Origin of the sequence: Polymorphobacter megasporae (genome assembly GCF_018982885.2) — a bacterium.
Lineage (GTDB): Bacteria > Pseudomonadota > Alphaproteobacteria > Sphingomonadales > Sphingomonadaceae > Polymorphobacter_B > Polymorphobacter_B megasporae.
The window spans coordinates 2232297-2247165 of sequence record NZ_CP081848.1; the positions used below are offsets into that span (position 1 = coordinate 2232297).

Below are 14869 nucleotides of genomic sequence, written 5' to 3' on the forward strand. Positions count from 1 at the left end.
TGCTGCAAGGCGTTCCCGGACAGCACGCCGAGCAACGACGCTAAGGTGTGTTGGCCGCCGCGGTGTTGGCTAAGCCGCTGCGGGCAACCTCAATCCGACCGCCGTCGCCGCCGCGTCGAATTGCGCGAGGATTTCCGCGATCTGTTCGGGCGTGTGCTCGGCGCACAGCGAGCAGCGAAGGAGGTAGGTGCCCGTCGGCGTCGCCGGGGGCCTTGCGAAATTGACGTACACACCGTGTTCGAGCAACGCCTGCCACATCGCCAGCGTCGTCATCTGGTCGGGCATGATCACCGCGATGATCGCGCTTTCGGCGGTGGTCGTACCGAGGGTAAAACCGCGCGCCTTGAGCCCGGCGTGCATCGCGCGGGTGCTGTCCCACAGCCGCGCGCGCTTGGCGGTATCGTGCATCAGCTTGCGGATCGACACCGCCGACGACGCGACGACCGACGGCGGCAGCGACGCGGTGAAGACGTACGGGCGGCAGACGAGACGCAGTGCCTCGAACTTGGGGTGGTTCGACACGCAGAAGCCGCCGACGGTGCCGACCGACTTGGAGAAGGTGCCGATGATGAAGTCGACGTCGGCCTCGACCCCCGCCGCCTCGGTGACGCCGCGGCCGTGGTCGCCGAAAAAGCCCATCGCGTGCGCCTCGTCGACGAGGATCATCGCGCCATGACGCTTCGCTACCGCAACCATCTCGGCCAATGGCGCGATGTCGCCGAGCATCGAATAGACGCCTTCGAGGATGACGAGCTTGCCGGCTTCGGGGGGGAGCCGCCCGAGGCGCTTGTCGAGGTCCTCGACCGAATTGTGACGGAAGCGCACGATGTCGGCGTTGCCCATCGCGCAGCCGTCGTAGATCGAGGCATGGCTGTCGGCGTCGAGGATGACATAGTCGCCGCGCCCGGCGAGCGTCGACACGACGCCCAAGTTCGCCTGATAGCCGGTCGAAAAGACCATCGCGTGCTTGGTGCCGTAGAAATCCCTGAGCGCGTTCTCGCATTCGCGATGGCTGGTGTAGGTACCGTTCAACGAGCGGCTGCCGGTGGTGCCCGCGCCGAAGTCGCGCACCGCCGCTTCGCTCGCGGCGATGACGTCGGGGTCGAAAGTCATCCCCATATAATTATAGGTGCCCATCAGGATCGTCTCGCGACCGTTGATGATGGCGCGCGTCGGCGACAGGACTTTGGACATGACCACGCCGACCGGGTCGCGTCCGCCCGCGTCGAGATATGCCTGCCGCTCGCCGGCGATCGCGTCGAACTTGTCGAGGAGGTCGATCATCTCGGCGGCCCCTATTTCGCCAGCTTCGCGACGGCGTCGGCAACCTGGCCGATCGTCTCGAGCTCAGGCAGCATATTGAGCGGCAACACGATGTCCCACTCGTCCTCGATGTTGGCGACGAGGTCCATGACCGTCAGGCTATCCATCTCGAGGTCGTTGGAAAAACTCGTGTCCTCCGTCAGCGGCACCGCCTTTTTGTTGAGCGGGCCGATCAGGTCGACGATGCGGGCGTAGATGGTCTCGCGAGCGGGCATGGCGTGTTCCTGACGGCTAAGCGTCCAGTTGCCAAGATAATATGGTCAAAGTCGGGCCGGGGCGATGGGAGCGCGGCGGAGGGTCGCGGAACTCCCGTCATCATCCCAGCCAGCCGCTTGCGCGATACCATGCCACCGCCCGGGCGAGGCCGTCGGCGAGAGGTGTCCTCGGCTGCCACAGTGTCGCGGGGAGTCCGCGTGCCGTCGCGGCTACCCAATCGGGGTGCGCGAGGTAGCGTGCGCGGTCGTGGGTCATCCTCGGCCCGCGCTTCTGGATGCGGGCGAGGGTAGTCTCGATCGTGGCTGTCGCTCGGAGGACGGCGAGCGGCAGGCGAAGCCGGATCGGAGAGCGTCCCACTGCCATACCGATCGCACGGGCAAGGTCAGCGTGCGAGTACGCTCCGTGGCCGTCGTCGATCTCGGTGATGCCGCCGGCGTCACTGGCTGCCAGCGCGAGCAACGCCGCCGACAGGTCGCCGACCTCGATCAGCGAGAAGCGCCCGGCGCCGGGGAGGACTGCGATACCGCGCGCGACCATCTGGAAGACCGGCAGCGTCTCGCGGTCGCCGGGGCCGTAGACTCCCGGTGGGCGAACGATCGCCCAGTCGAGCCCGGATGCGGCGACGAGCGCCTCGGCGGCTGCTTTGCTCGCGCCATAGTCGGACAGGCCGGGTTCGCGCGCGGCGAGCGACGAGACATGGACAAAGCGGCGGACGCCGGCGGCGCGGGCGGCTGCGATGATGCTAGCGGTGCCGGCAACGTTGCCGGCGTCGAACTCGGTGCGGGTTGTTGCGGTGATGGTGCCGGCGATGTGAATGACGGCGTCGGTGCCCGCGCAGAGGTCGCCGGGGGAGGCGAGGTCGCCGGCAATCCACTCGACGCCGGGGAGGGGGGACTGCGGGCGGCGGGTCAGCGCGCGGACGGTGTGATCCTGCGCGGTCGCGGCGGCGAGGAGGTGCCCGCCGACGAACCCGGTGCCCCCGGTGACAGCGAGGATCACGACTGTCTTCCCTCTTCCCTCGAGGGAGAGGGACGGTCGCGCCTTCGCGACCAGGGTGAGGGTGAGAGTCGCTCCGAAGGAGAGGTGAGGCGCGTGGCGGCGTCCTCACCCTCACCCTGGTTGCGCGAAGGGCGCAACCGTTCCTCTCCCTCGAGGGGAGAGGGAGAGATCAGGCGGCGATCTCGAACGGCTGGATCTCGCCCGACAGATACTGGCTCCGAGCCTTGCTCCGCGACAGCTTGCCGCTCGACGTCCGCGGCAGTGTGCGCGGGGGCACCAGTTCGACGACGCAGCTCATCCCGGTGATCGCACGAACCTTGGTGCGGATCGCCTCGCGCAAATGCGTCCGTTCCGCGAGGTCCGACGTGCGGCACTGTACGAGCACGGCGGGGGCTTCCTCGCCGCCCGGGGTGGTGATCGCGAACGCGGCGATGTCGCCCGCCTTGAAGCCCGGGAGTTGTTCGATCGCCCATTCGATGTCTTGCGGCCAGTGGTTCTTGCCGTTGATGATGATCATGTCCTTGGCGCGCCCGACGATGTAGACGTAGTTATCGGCGAGATAGCCCATGTCGCCGGTGTCGAGCCAGCCGTCCGACAGGCACGCCGCGGTCGCCGCGTCATCGCGGAAATAGCCCGCCATCACGCCCTCGCCCGCAACGAACAGCCGCCCGATGTGGCGGTCGACGAGCGGCGCGCCGGTCTCGTCGCGGATCTCGATCGTCAGGCCCGGCAGAGCGCGGCCGCAGTTGACGATGGCGCGATATCGCGTCGGACGGCCGATCGCGGCGTCTGCGCTAGCCCCGGCACCAACGCCAGCAAAGCCTTCACCCGACAGGACGCGCTCGTCGACGAGATCGGTGACGATGCCCTCGCCGACCGGCATCATGCTGACGGCGAGCGTTGCCTCGGCGAGGCCGTAGCTCGGCAGGAAGGCATCGGCGCGGAAGCCGGCGGCGTCGAAGACATCGACGAAATGCTGCATGACCTCGGGGCGGATCATGTCGGCGCCGTTGCCCGCGACCCGCCAGCGTGACAGGTCGAAGCGCTCGCGGACGTCGATCGAGGTGCTGATCCGGCGCGCGCAGATGTCATAGCCGAAGGTCGGCGAGTAGGAGAGGGTAGTGCCCTCGTTGCGGCTGACGAGGGTCAGCCACGACAGCGGACGGCGAGCGAAGTCCTCGGTGGCAATATAGTCGGCCGACATCTGGTTCGCGAGCGGCGACAAAAGACAGCCGACGAGCCCCATGTCGTGATAGAACGGCAGCCACGAGACGACGCGGTCGGTTTCCCGCACCCGGGTGCAAGTCGCGTGGCCCGCAAGGTTCGCGAGGAGCGCGCGGTGGGTAACTGCGACCCCGTGCGGGAAACGCGTGCTGCCGCTTGAATATTGGAGATAGGCGATGTCGTCTGCGGTCGCGCTCGGCATCTCGACGCCGTCGGCGGCAACGTCGTGGAACGCTGCCCAGTCGTGTGCGGTGCAGCCGTTGAGCGGCGCAGCGGCTTCGGCAACGAGAGCGAATAGCCCCGGCGGCGACAGCACGAGCAGGGGATCGCAGCTCAGCAACTGCGTGCGGATCTGCTCGACATAGGCATCGCGCCCGCCGAACGAGGTCGGCAGCGGCAGCGGCGTCGGCAGCGCCCCGGCATAGATCGCGCCGAAAAACAGCCGGACGAATTCGGCCGAGGTCTCGGCGATGAGGGCGACGCGATCGCCCGGACGAGCACCTGCGGCGATCAGCCGTGCGGCGTCGGTGCGCGCGTCGGTGCGGAGTTCGGCGAACGGATACGCACGGACGAGCGCAGCGCGCGCGTCAAAGAAGTTTAGCCCGCGCGTCCCCTGCGCGGCATAGTCGAGGGCATCGCCAAGCGTCGCGAAATCGGCAATGCGGCGCGGCAACGGGTCGAGGGTCGGCGTCGGCACGACCGATCGGGTCGCACCTTGCTCAATCGACGCACCCGGCTCAATCGACAACTGCGGCAACCGCGATCCTCCTTGCAATCCCCCGCCACCTTTCGCGTGCGCCTGCCCTGTTGCGCGCGAAGCTGGTCCAATCTCGCCGGTCGGAGTAGCTTTCCGGCGCGTTCAAAATCGGACGCGACTGTGGCAGGAACGTGGCGTTAACGAAATGGGTCCCGCACGTCCCTCGCGCACCGCTGCCGGCACGTCCCGGCGGCCGGCCGGACGCCCGGCTCCGAAGCCGCTCGACGCAGCGCATTTGCGCGATCTGGCTATGCATTACGTCGGTAAGTACGCGACGAGCGAGGCGAAGTTGCGCCGCTATCTCGCGCGCAAGCTGTGGGAGCGCGGCTGGGAGGGGGAGGGGAGCCCTCCGGTCGATAGCGTCGTCGCCCGCCTCGCCGACCTCGGCTACGTCGACGACCGGGTGTTCGCCGAGGCGCGCGGGCGTGGCCTGACCGGGCGCGGCTTCGGTGCGCGGCGGGTCTCGGCCGACCTCGGCGCGGCGGGAATCGACCGCGACCTTGCAGCGGAGGTCGCGGCGACCGGCGACCCAATGGCGGCGGCAGTCGCCTTCGCCCGCCGCCGCCGCTTCGGTCCGTACGACACTGCCGCCCCCGATCCCGACCGCCGCCGCAAGCAGTTCGCCGCGATGATGCGCGCTGGCCACGGCGTCGCGGAGACACGGCGGGTGCTCGCGGGAGAGATGGAGGAGTGAAGGTGGCTTGAGCGCGTACCCGATTTCGTCAGACCGGAGGCACCAATGACCCAGTTCACCGTCAACGCGCAGCGGTTCGACCCGTACAAGACGTTCAAGTTCCGCGTGAAATGGGACGGCCATGTCGTCGCCGGGATCTCGCGGGTGAGTGGCCTGAAGCGGACGACCGCTGTCGTCGAGCATCGCGAAGGGGGCGATCCATCGTCGTCGCGCAAGTCACCGGGGCAGACCGAGTATGCGCCGGTCACGCTCGAACGCGGCGTGACCCACGACACGGCTTTCGAGGAATGGGCCATCAAGGTCGTCAACTCCGGCGCAGGCCTGGGGAACGAGGTCTCGCTGCGAGACTTTCGCAAGGACACCGTCATCGAACTGCTGAACGAGGCGGGTCAGCTCGTGCTCGCCTACAAGTTGTTCCGCTGCTGGCCGTCCGAATACGTTGCATTGCCCGACCTCTACAGCGACGGCGAGACGGTCGCGATCCAGACGCTCGTCCTGCAGAACGAAGGTTGGGCGCGCGATACCAGCGTCGTCGAGCCGCACGAACCAGCGCTCAGCCCGGGCTGACGCCCCGTCGCAACGCTGCGAGTGCTTCGGGCGTGTCGACGTCGGCGAGGATGCCGGGGTCGTCGACCGGCAGTTCGACGAGGCGGTCGCTGAGCGCCGCGAGGAGGACTTTGCCGCCGCCATCGCCAGTTACTCCGGAAAGCTCGGTCCAGTGCGCGCGGCTCCAGGCAAGCGGGTTGCCGCGCTTGCCATGCCATGTCGGGATGACCACCGGGACACGGTCGATCGCCGCCGCCGCGAGGGCGGCATAGGTTTCCGCGTCGACCGACGGCATGTCGCCAAGAGCGATGATCGCCGCGCGCCAATCGAGAGGAGCCGCCGCGAGGCCGGTACGGAGCGATCGACTCATCCCCTCGGCGAAGTCGGGCGCGGTGACATAAGTCGCGCGGCGCTGCCCGAGCGCGGCGCGGACCGCTGCCGCCATGTGCCCGACGACGACGATCGGCGGCGGCAGGCCGGCGGCGGCGATCGCATCGACGACATGCGCGACGACCGGCTTGCCGTCTAGATCGGCGATCAGCTTGTTCGCCGCGCCCATCCGCGTCGACCGCCCGGCGGCGAGGACAATGACTCCGACGATGCCGGTCTGGGCGCTGGCGGCGCGGGGTTGCGGGCGCTCGGCCTCGGGGAGCAGCCCGCCGACCCCCATTGCAGCGATGTCGCCACTGGTCACAGCGATTCCTGCGGCGAGGCGTTCGAGAACCCAGTCGAAGCCGTTGCGCTTCGGGCTGCGGGCGCACCCCGGCAGCCCGATCACCGCGCGGCCGCCGAGCACGCCGAGGCACAGCAGATTGCCGGGATCGACCGGCATCCCGAGCCGCTCGACAGCGCCGCCAGCGGCAACGATCGCGGTGGGAATCACGTCGCGCCGGTCGGCAGTCGCCGACGCTCCGGCGATAAGCAGGATCGCATCGGCGGGTTGTGCGGTGAGCCACGCGGCGAGGGCGTCCGCTTCATGGTCGCACTCGTCCCAGCCGAAATCGAGGGTGCTGTCGAGGGCAATGATGCGGGCGCGTGTGACCGCATCGGTCCGGGCCAGCATCTTTTCCGAGGTTGCTGGAAGGCGCGTCTGAAGCAGGCGGAAGCGGCGCGGGCGAAACCCCGCGACAACGATCGGCGTGGCGGCGGCGACCGTGGCGTCGAGCGCGCTGACAGGTACTGCGAACGGGATAAGCTTGACCGTCGCGACGACGTCGCCAGCAGCGACACGGGTCATCGGCGCGAGCGTGCCAACGGTGATGCTCTCGTCGACCGCGTTGACCCGATCGATCGCTGCCGGATCGAGGAGCAGGAGGCCGTTTGCGGTGGCGATCAGGTTGGTCCGGCCATGCGCGGCAGCGGTTGCGATGGCACCCGGTCCGGCCAACGTGGCGGCGAGCTTGGCCGCAGCGGCGTCTTCGGCGACATCATCGGTTCCGATCCGGGCGACGACGATCGTCGCGATGCCTGCCGCCGTCGCAGCTGCAATATCGGCGTCGTTGAGCAGCCGTCCCTTCGGCCAGCGGTCGCCGTCGACGAGCAGTGCATGGGCGAGAACCGTGCCGGCTGCATCGACGGTCGCGACCCGGCCGAAGATCAAATGCCCTGCACCGGTGCCGCCAGCGGCAATCGGCCGCGCCACGCCGCCGTCATCTGCGCCGCTATCGACAGCGCGATCTCGGCGGGGTTGGCCGCGCCGATGTCGAGCCCGGCGGGACCGCGGACACGCGCCAGCGTCGCTTCACCAAAACCTTGAGCCGCAAGCCGCTCAAGCCGGCTGGCGTGGTTCTTCCGCGACCCCAAGGCGGCGATGTAAAACGCCTCCGACCGGAGAGCCGCCGCAAGTGCGACATCGTCGAGCTTCGGGTCGTGGCTGAGCGCGACCACCGCGCTTGCCGCATTCGGGCGCCACCGCGTGAGCGCCTCGTCAGGCCAGCCGTCGTCGAGCGTGATGCCGTCGAAACGGGCGTCCTTGGCGAAGAGTCCGCGCGGGTCGATCACCAGCGGCGCGTAGCCGAGCAGCCGGGCAATCGGCACCAGCGTCTGCGCGATATGGACCGCTCCGATCACCGCGAGACGCAGCGGTGGGGCATAGGCGTAAGCGAAAGTGTCGGCGGCGCTCTCGCCTGCGCGCTCAATCTCGACAGTGGTCCCTGAAGCAAGGTCGGTCGCCAGCGTTACCGCGGTTCCAGCCGCCCGAGCTTCGATCAGGCGCTCGATAAGGCCGGGAGCAAACCGCGCATCGGTGACCGCCTGCACAAGGACTGATATCTTGCCGCCGCACGCGAGGCCGACTTCCCACGCGGTCGCATCGGCAACCCCGTAGTCGAGCCGCTTGAACCCGCCGCTCGCGATCAGGTCGATTGCCTCGGTGATGACATCGCCCTCGACGCAGCCGCCGCTGACCGACCCTTCGAACAGCCCATCATTGCGCACGGCGAGATGGCTGCCGACCCGGCGCGGGGCCGATCCCCACGTATCGATCACCGTCGCCAGCGCAACGCCATGCCCGGCGGCTCGCCAGTCGCGCGCGGCGGTCAGAACACGATCGAGATCGTCGCCAGCGGTCATCTCATCTCCCAGATCAGCACGACGATAACGATCAGGATCAGGACGGTTCCCCAAACGAGCGGGGTCAAGCCGGTGCGCGCGCGCGTGCCATGCAAACTCTGCACCTCGCTGCTCGGGGTCGTTGCAGTCGCTTCTATCTGCGGAGATGTCACCGGCATTTCGACCGCCGGGGCGTCGCCGGCAGAAGCATCGCCAACCGGGGTGTTCGCGTCCGGCGTCTCGACCTCGGCCTTGAAGCGCGTGAAGAAGGTCTCGGCATAGCCGCGCGCGGTTCCCTCGATCAGCCGAGCCCCGAGCTGGGCGAGCTTGCCGCCGACGCTCGACGTGACGGCATAATCGAGACGTGTACCGGTGACACCGGCGACATCGGCGTCACTCAATCTGACCTCAGCCGACCCTTTGGCGAATCCGGCGACCCCGCCTTTGCCCTCGCCGACAAGGACGTAACGGTTCGGTGCGTCGACCTCGGTCAGGGTAACGCCACCTGCGAAAGTCGCACGGACGGGTCCAACCCGCGCATTCATCTTGCCATCGAGACGAGTCGCGCCGTCGTCTCCAGTTGATTCTACAAGCGATTCGACCCCTTCAATGCATCGCGCAAGGATCACTGGATTGTTGAGCGCGGTCCATACCCGCTCGCGAGAGGCGGCAATCAAGCTCTCGCCCTTTAATTCCATGAACTTTCGATCCCTCTGAGCCGCGCGGAAACTGCGGGATAGCATCGCACCGCTGACTGCGACATTCTAATCGTCTTAACCAAACTGCGAACAAGTCATTTCACATCTGGCCCGGTCATGTTACAGGACGATTTGATTGAGACTTTGCGTGGGGGTACCGCATGCTCGAGCCTGCGGTCTCGCTGGACTCGAAGAGCGTCGGATTGGGCGATCATATGGTCGAGGCGGGAGTCCGCGTCGGTGGTGCGGTCAAATGGTTCGACGTCGTTCGTGGCTATGGCTTCATCGTTCCCGACGATGGGGGCAGCGATATACTGATTCATTTCTCGGTTCTGCGCGACGTCGCCCGGCGGACGCTGCCAGAAGGTGCGCGGCTGGTCTGCGATACGGTTAGCCGTCAGCGCGGGCGGCAAGTCCGGGCGATCCTCGAACTCGATCTGACAACCGCGACAGGCCCCGATCCGGAGACAGCGGTTTTGCGCGCGTCGGCGCGACCCGATCACGAGCGGCTCGTTGAAAACGCGGGTCCGTTCGAGCGTGTCGCAGTCAAGTGGTTCAATCGCCTGAAGGGCTATGGCTTCGTCGTTCGCCCCGATAGCGAGCAGGATATCTTCGTGCATATGGAGACGGTACGTCGCGCCGGTCTAACCGAGCTCGAACCCGGACAGCCGCTTCGCGCGCGGATTGCCGAAGGCCAGAAGGGACCACTTGCCGTCGTACTCGAAGGTGATACGAATACCGCCGAATTGGCGGAGACGCCCGGCTCGTAGAGGTTTGTTTGATGTTGCGACTGTCGTGCGCTGCAGCGCTTTCGCTGCTTTGTCTGGTTCCAGCCTTTTCGGCCCCTGCGTTTGCGCAAGAAGCGCCTCTCGTCGCCAACCCGACGTTGGCGACGATTCCACTGACGCTCGTCGCGGGTGGTGAAAACCATAAATACACCGTCGAGGTTGCACGTACGACGACCGAGCAGGCCCGCGGCTTGATGCTCCGCAAGACGATGGCCCGCGACCACGGCATGATCTTCCCGCTCGCCGTCGCGCGCGAGGCCGACTTCTGGATGGAGGGCACGTATCTGCCGCTCGATATCGTGTTCATCGCGCCCGACCGGACGGTTCGGCGGATTGCGGCAAACGCAGTTCCGTTCAGTCGCGCCGAGATTACTTCAGGCGGGCCGGTGTCCGCCGTTCTCGAATTGAACGCCGGAGAGGCTGCGCGGATCGGGCTGAGACCCGGCGACAAGGTCAGCTACACCCTTAATTGACGCCGAATTGACGCGGCGTCCGACGGTGCGTACACCGCGCCGTCAAGCGATTTCCGCGGGTAGGGACAAACATGGTGATGCGCCGTTGGCGAGCCGTAACGGCGCTTTTCGCCACGATCGTCGGCACGTCCGCTTCCGCCCAGAGTGTCGATCCGCGGGTTTTGCAGCAGCTCCAGGGGCAGCTTGGAGCGTCGTCTTCAGGGTCATTGAGCACGTCTTCGGTCAGTCCGCTCGACCGCGCGCGTGCCGACAATAATAGCACCGTCGATCAGCAGCCGGCGACCGGACGCCTCGACACGATCGAGGAGCAGGAGCTTCGCCGCCAGCAATCGCGTGCGCAGCTTGACCGGCTGTACACGCCGTCGCCGATCGAGCGCGAGTTTCGCAGCCGGCTGGCGGATCCGACACTGCGCCAGTTCGGCTATGACCTGTTCCAGTCGGACGCGCGCACCAGTCCGGGCGCCCTGACCGGCTCGGTCAGCGATTCCTATGTCGTTGGGATTGGTGACGAACTCGTCGTCCAGTTTCAGGGCGCGACCAACGAAAGCCGGACAGTGCGGGTCGATCGCGAAGGGCGGCTGGTCGTCGGCGCGCTTGCTCCGATCCCGGCTGCCGGGCGCACAATCGGGTCGGTCCGGCGCGATATTGCCGCCCAGACCAAGCGTACACTGCTGGGTACCGAGGTGTATGTCTCGCTTGGCTCGGTCCACGCGATCACTGTTTTCGTTGGCGGCGAGGTCGACCGGCCCGGCCAGTTCAATCTCACATCACTCTCCGACGTCGGCAGCGCGCTCGCGCTCGCCGGCGGCATCCGACGGTCGGGATCGCTCCGCAATGTCCGTATCGTCCGCGCGGGCGGCGCCATCTCGGTCGATCTTTACGGGCTGCTTGGCATCGGCACGCCGCCCGCGACCCGTCTGCAGGACGGCGACCGGATCATCGTACCTGTCATTGGCGACACCGTCGCGGTTGCTGGCGCGGTCGCGCGCCCTGGCATCTATGAAGTTCGGCGCGGGACGAGCGTCGGCGCGGTGCTCGACTATGCGGGCGGCGCCCTTCGGCCACGCGGCAACACGATCGCCATCAGCCGCATCGATGCGGGCGGCGCCGAAGTCTTCGTCAAGGCGGCAAGCCTCGCGAGCAACATCCAGCCCGGCGACGCGATCCAGCTTGTCGGCGGCAGCGCTGGCGGCGCGACCGGACGCGTCGTCCTGCGTGGCTATGTACAAAATCCCGGGCCGCGCCCGCTGGTCGCTGTGCCGACGGTGCGCGACCTCGTCGGCGATGTCGCCGACCTTCGCTTCGACACGTATCTGCCGATGGCGGTCCTGATCCGGCGTGACCCGATTACCGCTTCGCGCGAGTTTCAACCGGTCAACCTGATCGACGCGTTGCGATCGCGGCCTCCGGTGGCGCTGCGCAGCGATGATCGCTTATATGTCTTTAGCCGGACCGACATTGCTTTCCTCAACCAGACCCCGGTCCGCCGCGTCGTTTTGGGGCAGGCGAACCCGTATCCGGAGTGCCGGTCGCTTGCGCGGCTCGAGGCGCTGGTCGGCGATACCAAGTCGCCGCGCTTCGATGTCGTGACGCGCGGCGCGCTGATCGTCGAGCGCAACGGCCAGAGCGACGTCGCGGTCGGTGGCAACCTCCAGAGCAGCCGCCGCGGCGACGAATCGTTCCGCACCGGCGGCGACGCCCTCGCGGCACAGGCGGTTGCCGGCCAGCAGGCGGGCCAGGCTCAGGCTGGCCAGGTTCAGGCAGGTCAGTTCCAGTCGAACCAGTCGCAGTATGGCCAAGACAACCAGCAACCGATCGCAATGGCGAGCAATCGTGCGTCGAGTGATCGCGCGTTGCCGACCGACTTCTCCGACGATGGCTCCATTGCGGCGAACGACCGTCGCCCCGCTTCGCGCTGCCCAGCGGTGTTCGAGGAGGAGCCCGATCTTTTGCCGGTGCTGATCGAGAACGCGATCGGTGTCGGAGGTGCTGTCCGCAGTCCCGGCGCATATCCGGTTGCGGGCTCGATCAGCGCGCGCGACGTCGCCGCGATCGCACAAGGCCTGATCCCGAATGTCGATGCGTTGACGCTCGACCTGACCACCGCGCGTGGCGAGCAGCGTATTCCTGTGGTCGACACCATCGCGCTGACGGGCGTGACGATCCGGTCGGGCGACGACTTGCGGTTCAATGGTGCACAGCCCCAGTTCGAGTCGGGCGGCGTACTCTTGACCGGCGAATTCGCGCGTCCCGGCCTTTACACGATCCGCAAGGGTGAGAAGCTGTCGGAACTAATTGCGCGGGCTGGCGGGATGAGCACGCTGGCGTATCCGTACGGCACGATCTTCACCCGGCGTAGTGTCAAGGAGGCCCAGCAGGAGGGCATCCGCCGGACCGGGCGCGAACTGACCAATGCGTTGCTGGCGGTATCAGCGCGCAAAACGGGTAGCGGCGCCACCGATTCGACGGCATCGGCAGCGCGGCTGATCGAGCAGCTCTCGTCGGTCGAGGCACCCGGCCGCGTCGTGATCGAGGCGGATCCGCGGGCCCTGGCGCTGCGTCCGGATCTCGATACCGTGCTTGAATCGGGCGATACAATCTATGTGCCGAAGCGACCGAACTTTGTCCTCGCGCTCGGCGACGTCAGCAATCCTGGTGCTCTCCAGTTCGTCGCGGGCAAGTCCGCGCGTGAATATCTGGGCGAGACCGGTGGAACGGCAAAGACCGCCGACAAGCGCCGGATATTCCTCGTCCTGCCGAACGGTACCGCCCAGCCGCTGCGCAATGTCACCAAGCGTGCTGAAAACATCATCGTGCCGCCGGGGAGCACGATCATTGTGCCGAAGGACATCGACCCGCTCTTCACGCTCGATATCGTCCGCGACGTCTCGGGTATTCTCGGCACCCTGATCACGTCGGTTGCGACGATCGCTCTGCTGGCGAGGTAGCGGGAGTGCTGGCCGAGCTGATCAGCGCGCTGCTTGCTGCGCTTGCGACGTTTGTCGCTTGCTCCTTTGCGCTGCCACTCGGGACGTCACTGGGGTTGCTCGACTTTCCCGACGATGCCGGCGGCCGCAAGCAGCATGCGCGGGTCACGCCGCTTGTCGGCGGGCTGGTGATAGCTGGGATCAGTCTCGGCGCGATCATCGCGATTTTGACGTTGCCAGCCGACTTGGGGCCGACGGTCGAGCGTCATGTCGCGTGGCTCGGTATCGCGGTCGCGGCAATGTTCGTGATCGGAGTTGCCGACGACCGTTTCGAACTCAGCGTCCGCTCGCGGCTCGGGGTCGGGGCGATGGTACTTCTGTTGGTGATCGTCACTGCCCCGGATTTTGCAATCTCGTTCGTCCGATTTTCTCTCCAGCCGGCGGTACGCATCCTCGGGCTAACGTCGATCCCGTTCACCCTGCTGTGTCTTGTTGGCTTGCTCAATGCGGTCAACATGGCCGACGGCAAAAACGGCATTGTGATTAGTCTCGGGCTTGTCTGGTCGGCGATGCTGTTGCGATGGTTGCCCCCGGTGATGGCGCCGGTTATGGCCGCGACCGCCGGTGCGCTGGCGATCCTGTTGTGGTTCAACATGCGCAACCGTTTGTTTCTTGGCGACGGTGGCAGCTATGCGTTGTCGGCACTGTTCGGCCTGCTGGCGATCTATGCGTACAACCATCACTTCAACGACATCGGTGCTGACGATATCATTCTGCTGTTTGCGGTGCCGGTGCTCGACACTGTCCGTCTGCTGATCTTTCGGGTATGGCAGCGACGGTCACCCTTTCACGGCGGCCGCGATCACCTGCACCATTACCTCTATGCGCGGGTGGGCTGGCCGTACGGGCTCGGAGTCTACATCACGCTGGTTATCGTCCCAAATGCAGCGGCAACGCTGTTCCCGGGGACCGCAGGCCTTTGGCTTGGCGTGACATCAATCGCGTACGCCGTCATTCTCGGCCTCGCGCATCGTCAATCTCCAAGGCTCGCGTGATCCGCACAGCTTGCCATCGCGAGGCGACAGCGTAGAAGCGGCGCGCACGCATGTTGGGGCGTCGCCAAGTGGTAAGGCACCGGTTTTTGGTACCGGCATCCGCAGGTTCGAATCCTGCCGCCCCAGCCAAGCCTCCGTCTCGATGGACTGAAAGACGCAAAATCAATGGCTTGGCAGCTAAAGAGCCTAGCTGGCCGGCGGTGTAACAGGTCGCTGGAACAACTGCCTATGGTGGCGCTGATGTCTGCCGTCCAAAATGTCTTCCGTCGTGGCGCCGCCTACTGGTGGCGGCGAACCGTCAAGTGTGCGAACGGCGAAAGCCGTCCTACTACCGTGTGCATGAGCCTCGGCACGAGCGATCTTACGGTCGCTCGTCGCCGTGGTTCGGCAATGACCACACGAAGCGAGGAGTCGAGGATGAACCTTTTTGACTTGGTTTTGTAAAATATGATCTAATAAGAGCAGACGGTCGTGCTGCTGTTTTTTCTGAACTGGTCGCCGAGCGAACAGGCACAAATAAAGGGGATGTCTTTTATCGGATCTGGTGGATGTACATCAGGATACATCTGACCGGTCTTAGAGCCTGAACGAAAAGTAGTTGAGCGATACCAGTAGGTTG

General features: G+C 66.3%; 13 protein-coding genes and 1 tRNA gene. 7 read left to right on the plus strand and 7 right to left on the minus strand.

The window, feature by feature from the left end; genetic code table 11:
- Window positions 1-69 precede the first annotated feature (69 nt).
- From spt to KTC28_RS10655, 4 genes are all read right to left on the minus strand, one after another.
- Window positions 70-1284 carry a serine palmitoyltransferase gene (gene spt, locus KTC28_RS10640; protein WP_216710795.1) on the minus strand — a complete coding sequence of 405 codons (1215 nt, stop codon included), beginning with the start codon at window positions 1282-1284 and terminating at the stop codon, window positions 70-72.
- Between the two features lie 11 nt (window positions 1285-1295).
- Entirely contained in the window at window positions 1296-1538 is a 243-nt protein-coding gene (locus tag KTC28_RS10645) for an acyl carrier protein (RefSeq protein ID WP_216710794.1), read from the minus strand.
- A 100-nt stretch (window positions 1539-1638) separates the two neighbouring features.
- Window positions 1639-2538: an NAD(P)H-binding protein gene (locus KTC28_RS10650; protein WP_216710793.1), complete on the minus strand. Its 900-nt coding sequence runs from the start codon at window positions 2536-2538 to the stop codon at window positions 1639-1641.
- 169 nt (window positions 2539-2707) lie between these two features.
- Window positions 2708-4459, minus strand: a complete 1752-nt coding sequence (locus KTC28_RS10655) for a fatty acyl-AMP ligase (RefSeq protein ID WP_255601917.1) — start codon at window positions 4457-4459, stop codon at window positions 2708-2710.
- A 310-nt stretch (window positions 4460-4769) separates the two neighbouring features.
- On the opposite strand from KTC28_RS10655, the gene KTC28_RS10660 reads away from it, so the two are divergent.
- Window positions 4770-5213 (plus strand): regulatory protein RecX, encoded by a 444-nt coding sequence (locus KTC28_RS10660; protein ID WP_255601918.1) that lies wholly within the window; start codon window positions 4770-4772, stop codon window positions 5211-5213.
- Between the two features lie 45 nt (window positions 5214-5258).
- Window positions 5259-5780 carry a phage tail protein gene (locus KTC28_RS10665; RefSeq protein ID WP_216710791.1) on the plus strand — a complete coding sequence of 174 codons (522 nt, stop codon included), beginning with the start codon at window positions 5259-5261 and terminating at the stop codon, window positions 5778-5780.
- On the opposite strand, the gene KTC28_RS22775 is transcribed toward KTC28_RS10665, so the two are convergent.
- Genes KTC28_RS22775 through KTC28_RS10680 form a run of 3 tightly spaced genes read right to left on the minus strand, consistent with a single transcriptional unit; the run spans window position 5767 to window position 8986 of the window.
- Window positions 5767-7401: an NTP transferase domain-containing protein gene (locus KTC28_RS22775; protein WP_255601919.1), complete on the minus strand. Its 1635-nt coding sequence runs from the start codon at window positions 7399-7401 to the stop codon at window positions 5767-5769. The genes KTC28_RS10665 and KTC28_RS22775 overlap by 14 nt on opposite strands.
- Entirely contained in the window at window positions 7356-8330 is a 975-nt protein-coding gene (locus KTC28_RS10675) for an XdhC family protein (protein ID WP_216710790.1), read from the minus strand. Before KTC28_RS10675 ends, KTC28_RS22775 begins: the two co-directional genes overlap by 46 nt.
- Window positions 8327-8986, minus strand: coding sequence for an SRPBCC family protein (locus KTC28_RS10680; RefSeq protein ID WP_216710789.1), 660 nt, complete (start codon window positions 8984-8986; stop codon window positions 8327-8329). Before KTC28_RS10680 ends, KTC28_RS10675 begins: the two co-directional genes overlap by 4 nt.
- 182 nt (window positions 8987-9168) lie before the next feature.
- Between KTC28_RS10680 and KTC28_RS10685 the strand changes: the two genes are divergently transcribed.
- From KTC28_RS10685 to KTC28_RS10705, 5 genes are all read left to right on the plus strand, one after another.
- Complete coding sequence (locus KTC28_RS10685; protein ID WP_216710788.1) at window positions 9169-9777, plus strand: cold-shock protein; 609 nt, start codon at window positions 9169-9171, stop codon at window positions 9775-9777.
- 116 nt (window positions 9778-9893) lie between these two features.
- Window positions 9894-10268, plus strand: coding sequence for a DUF192 domain-containing protein (locus tag KTC28_RS10690; protein WP_255601920.1), 375 nt, complete (start codon window positions 9894-9896; stop codon window positions 10266-10268).
- Between the two features lie 71 nt (window positions 10269-10339).
- Entirely contained in the window at window positions 10340-13216 is a 2877-nt protein-coding gene (locus KTC28_RS10695) for an SLBB domain-containing protein (RefSeq protein WP_216710786.1), read from the plus strand.
- 5 nt (window positions 13217-13221) lie between these two features.
- On the plus strand, window positions 13222-14250 hold the full coding sequence (locus KTC28_RS10700) for an MraY family glycosyltransferase (protein ID WP_216710785.1): 1029 nt from the start codon (window positions 13222-13224) through the stop codon (window positions 14248-14250).
- 54 nt (window positions 14251-14304) lie between these two features.
- Window positions 14305-14379: transfer RNA gene (locus KTC28_RS10705), tRNA-Gln, on the plus strand.
- Window positions 14380-14869 lie beyond the last annotated feature (490 nt).

Coding starts and splice junctions, on each gene's coding strand:
- spt (WP_216710795.1), bottom strand. CDS start 1,284: ATGATCGACCTCCTCGACAAGTTCGACGCGATCGCCGGCGAGCGGCAG.
- KTC28_RS10645 (WP_216710794.1), bottom strand. CDS start 1,538: ATGCCCGCTCGCGAGACCATCTACGCCCGCATCGTCGACCTGATCGGC.
- KTC28_RS10660 (WP_255601918.1), top strand. CDS start 4,770: ATGCATTACGTCGGTAAGTACGCGACGAGCGAGGCGAAGTTGCGCCGC.
- KTC28_RS10665 (WP_216710791.1), top strand. CDS start 5,259: ATGACCCAGTTCACCGTCAACGCGCAGCGGTTCGACCCGTACAAGACG.
- KTC28_RS10675 (WP_216710790.1), bottom strand. CDS start 8,330: ATGACCGCTGGCGACGATCTCGATCGTGTTCTGACCGCCGCGCGCGAC.
- KTC28_RS10685 (WP_216710788.1), top strand. CDS start 9,169: ATGCTCGAGCCTGCGGTCTCGCTGGACTCGAAGAGCGTCGGATTGGGC.
- KTC28_RS10695 (WP_216710786.1), top strand. CDS start 10,340: ATGGTGATGCGCCGTTGGCGAGCCGTAACGGCGCTTTTCGCCACGATC.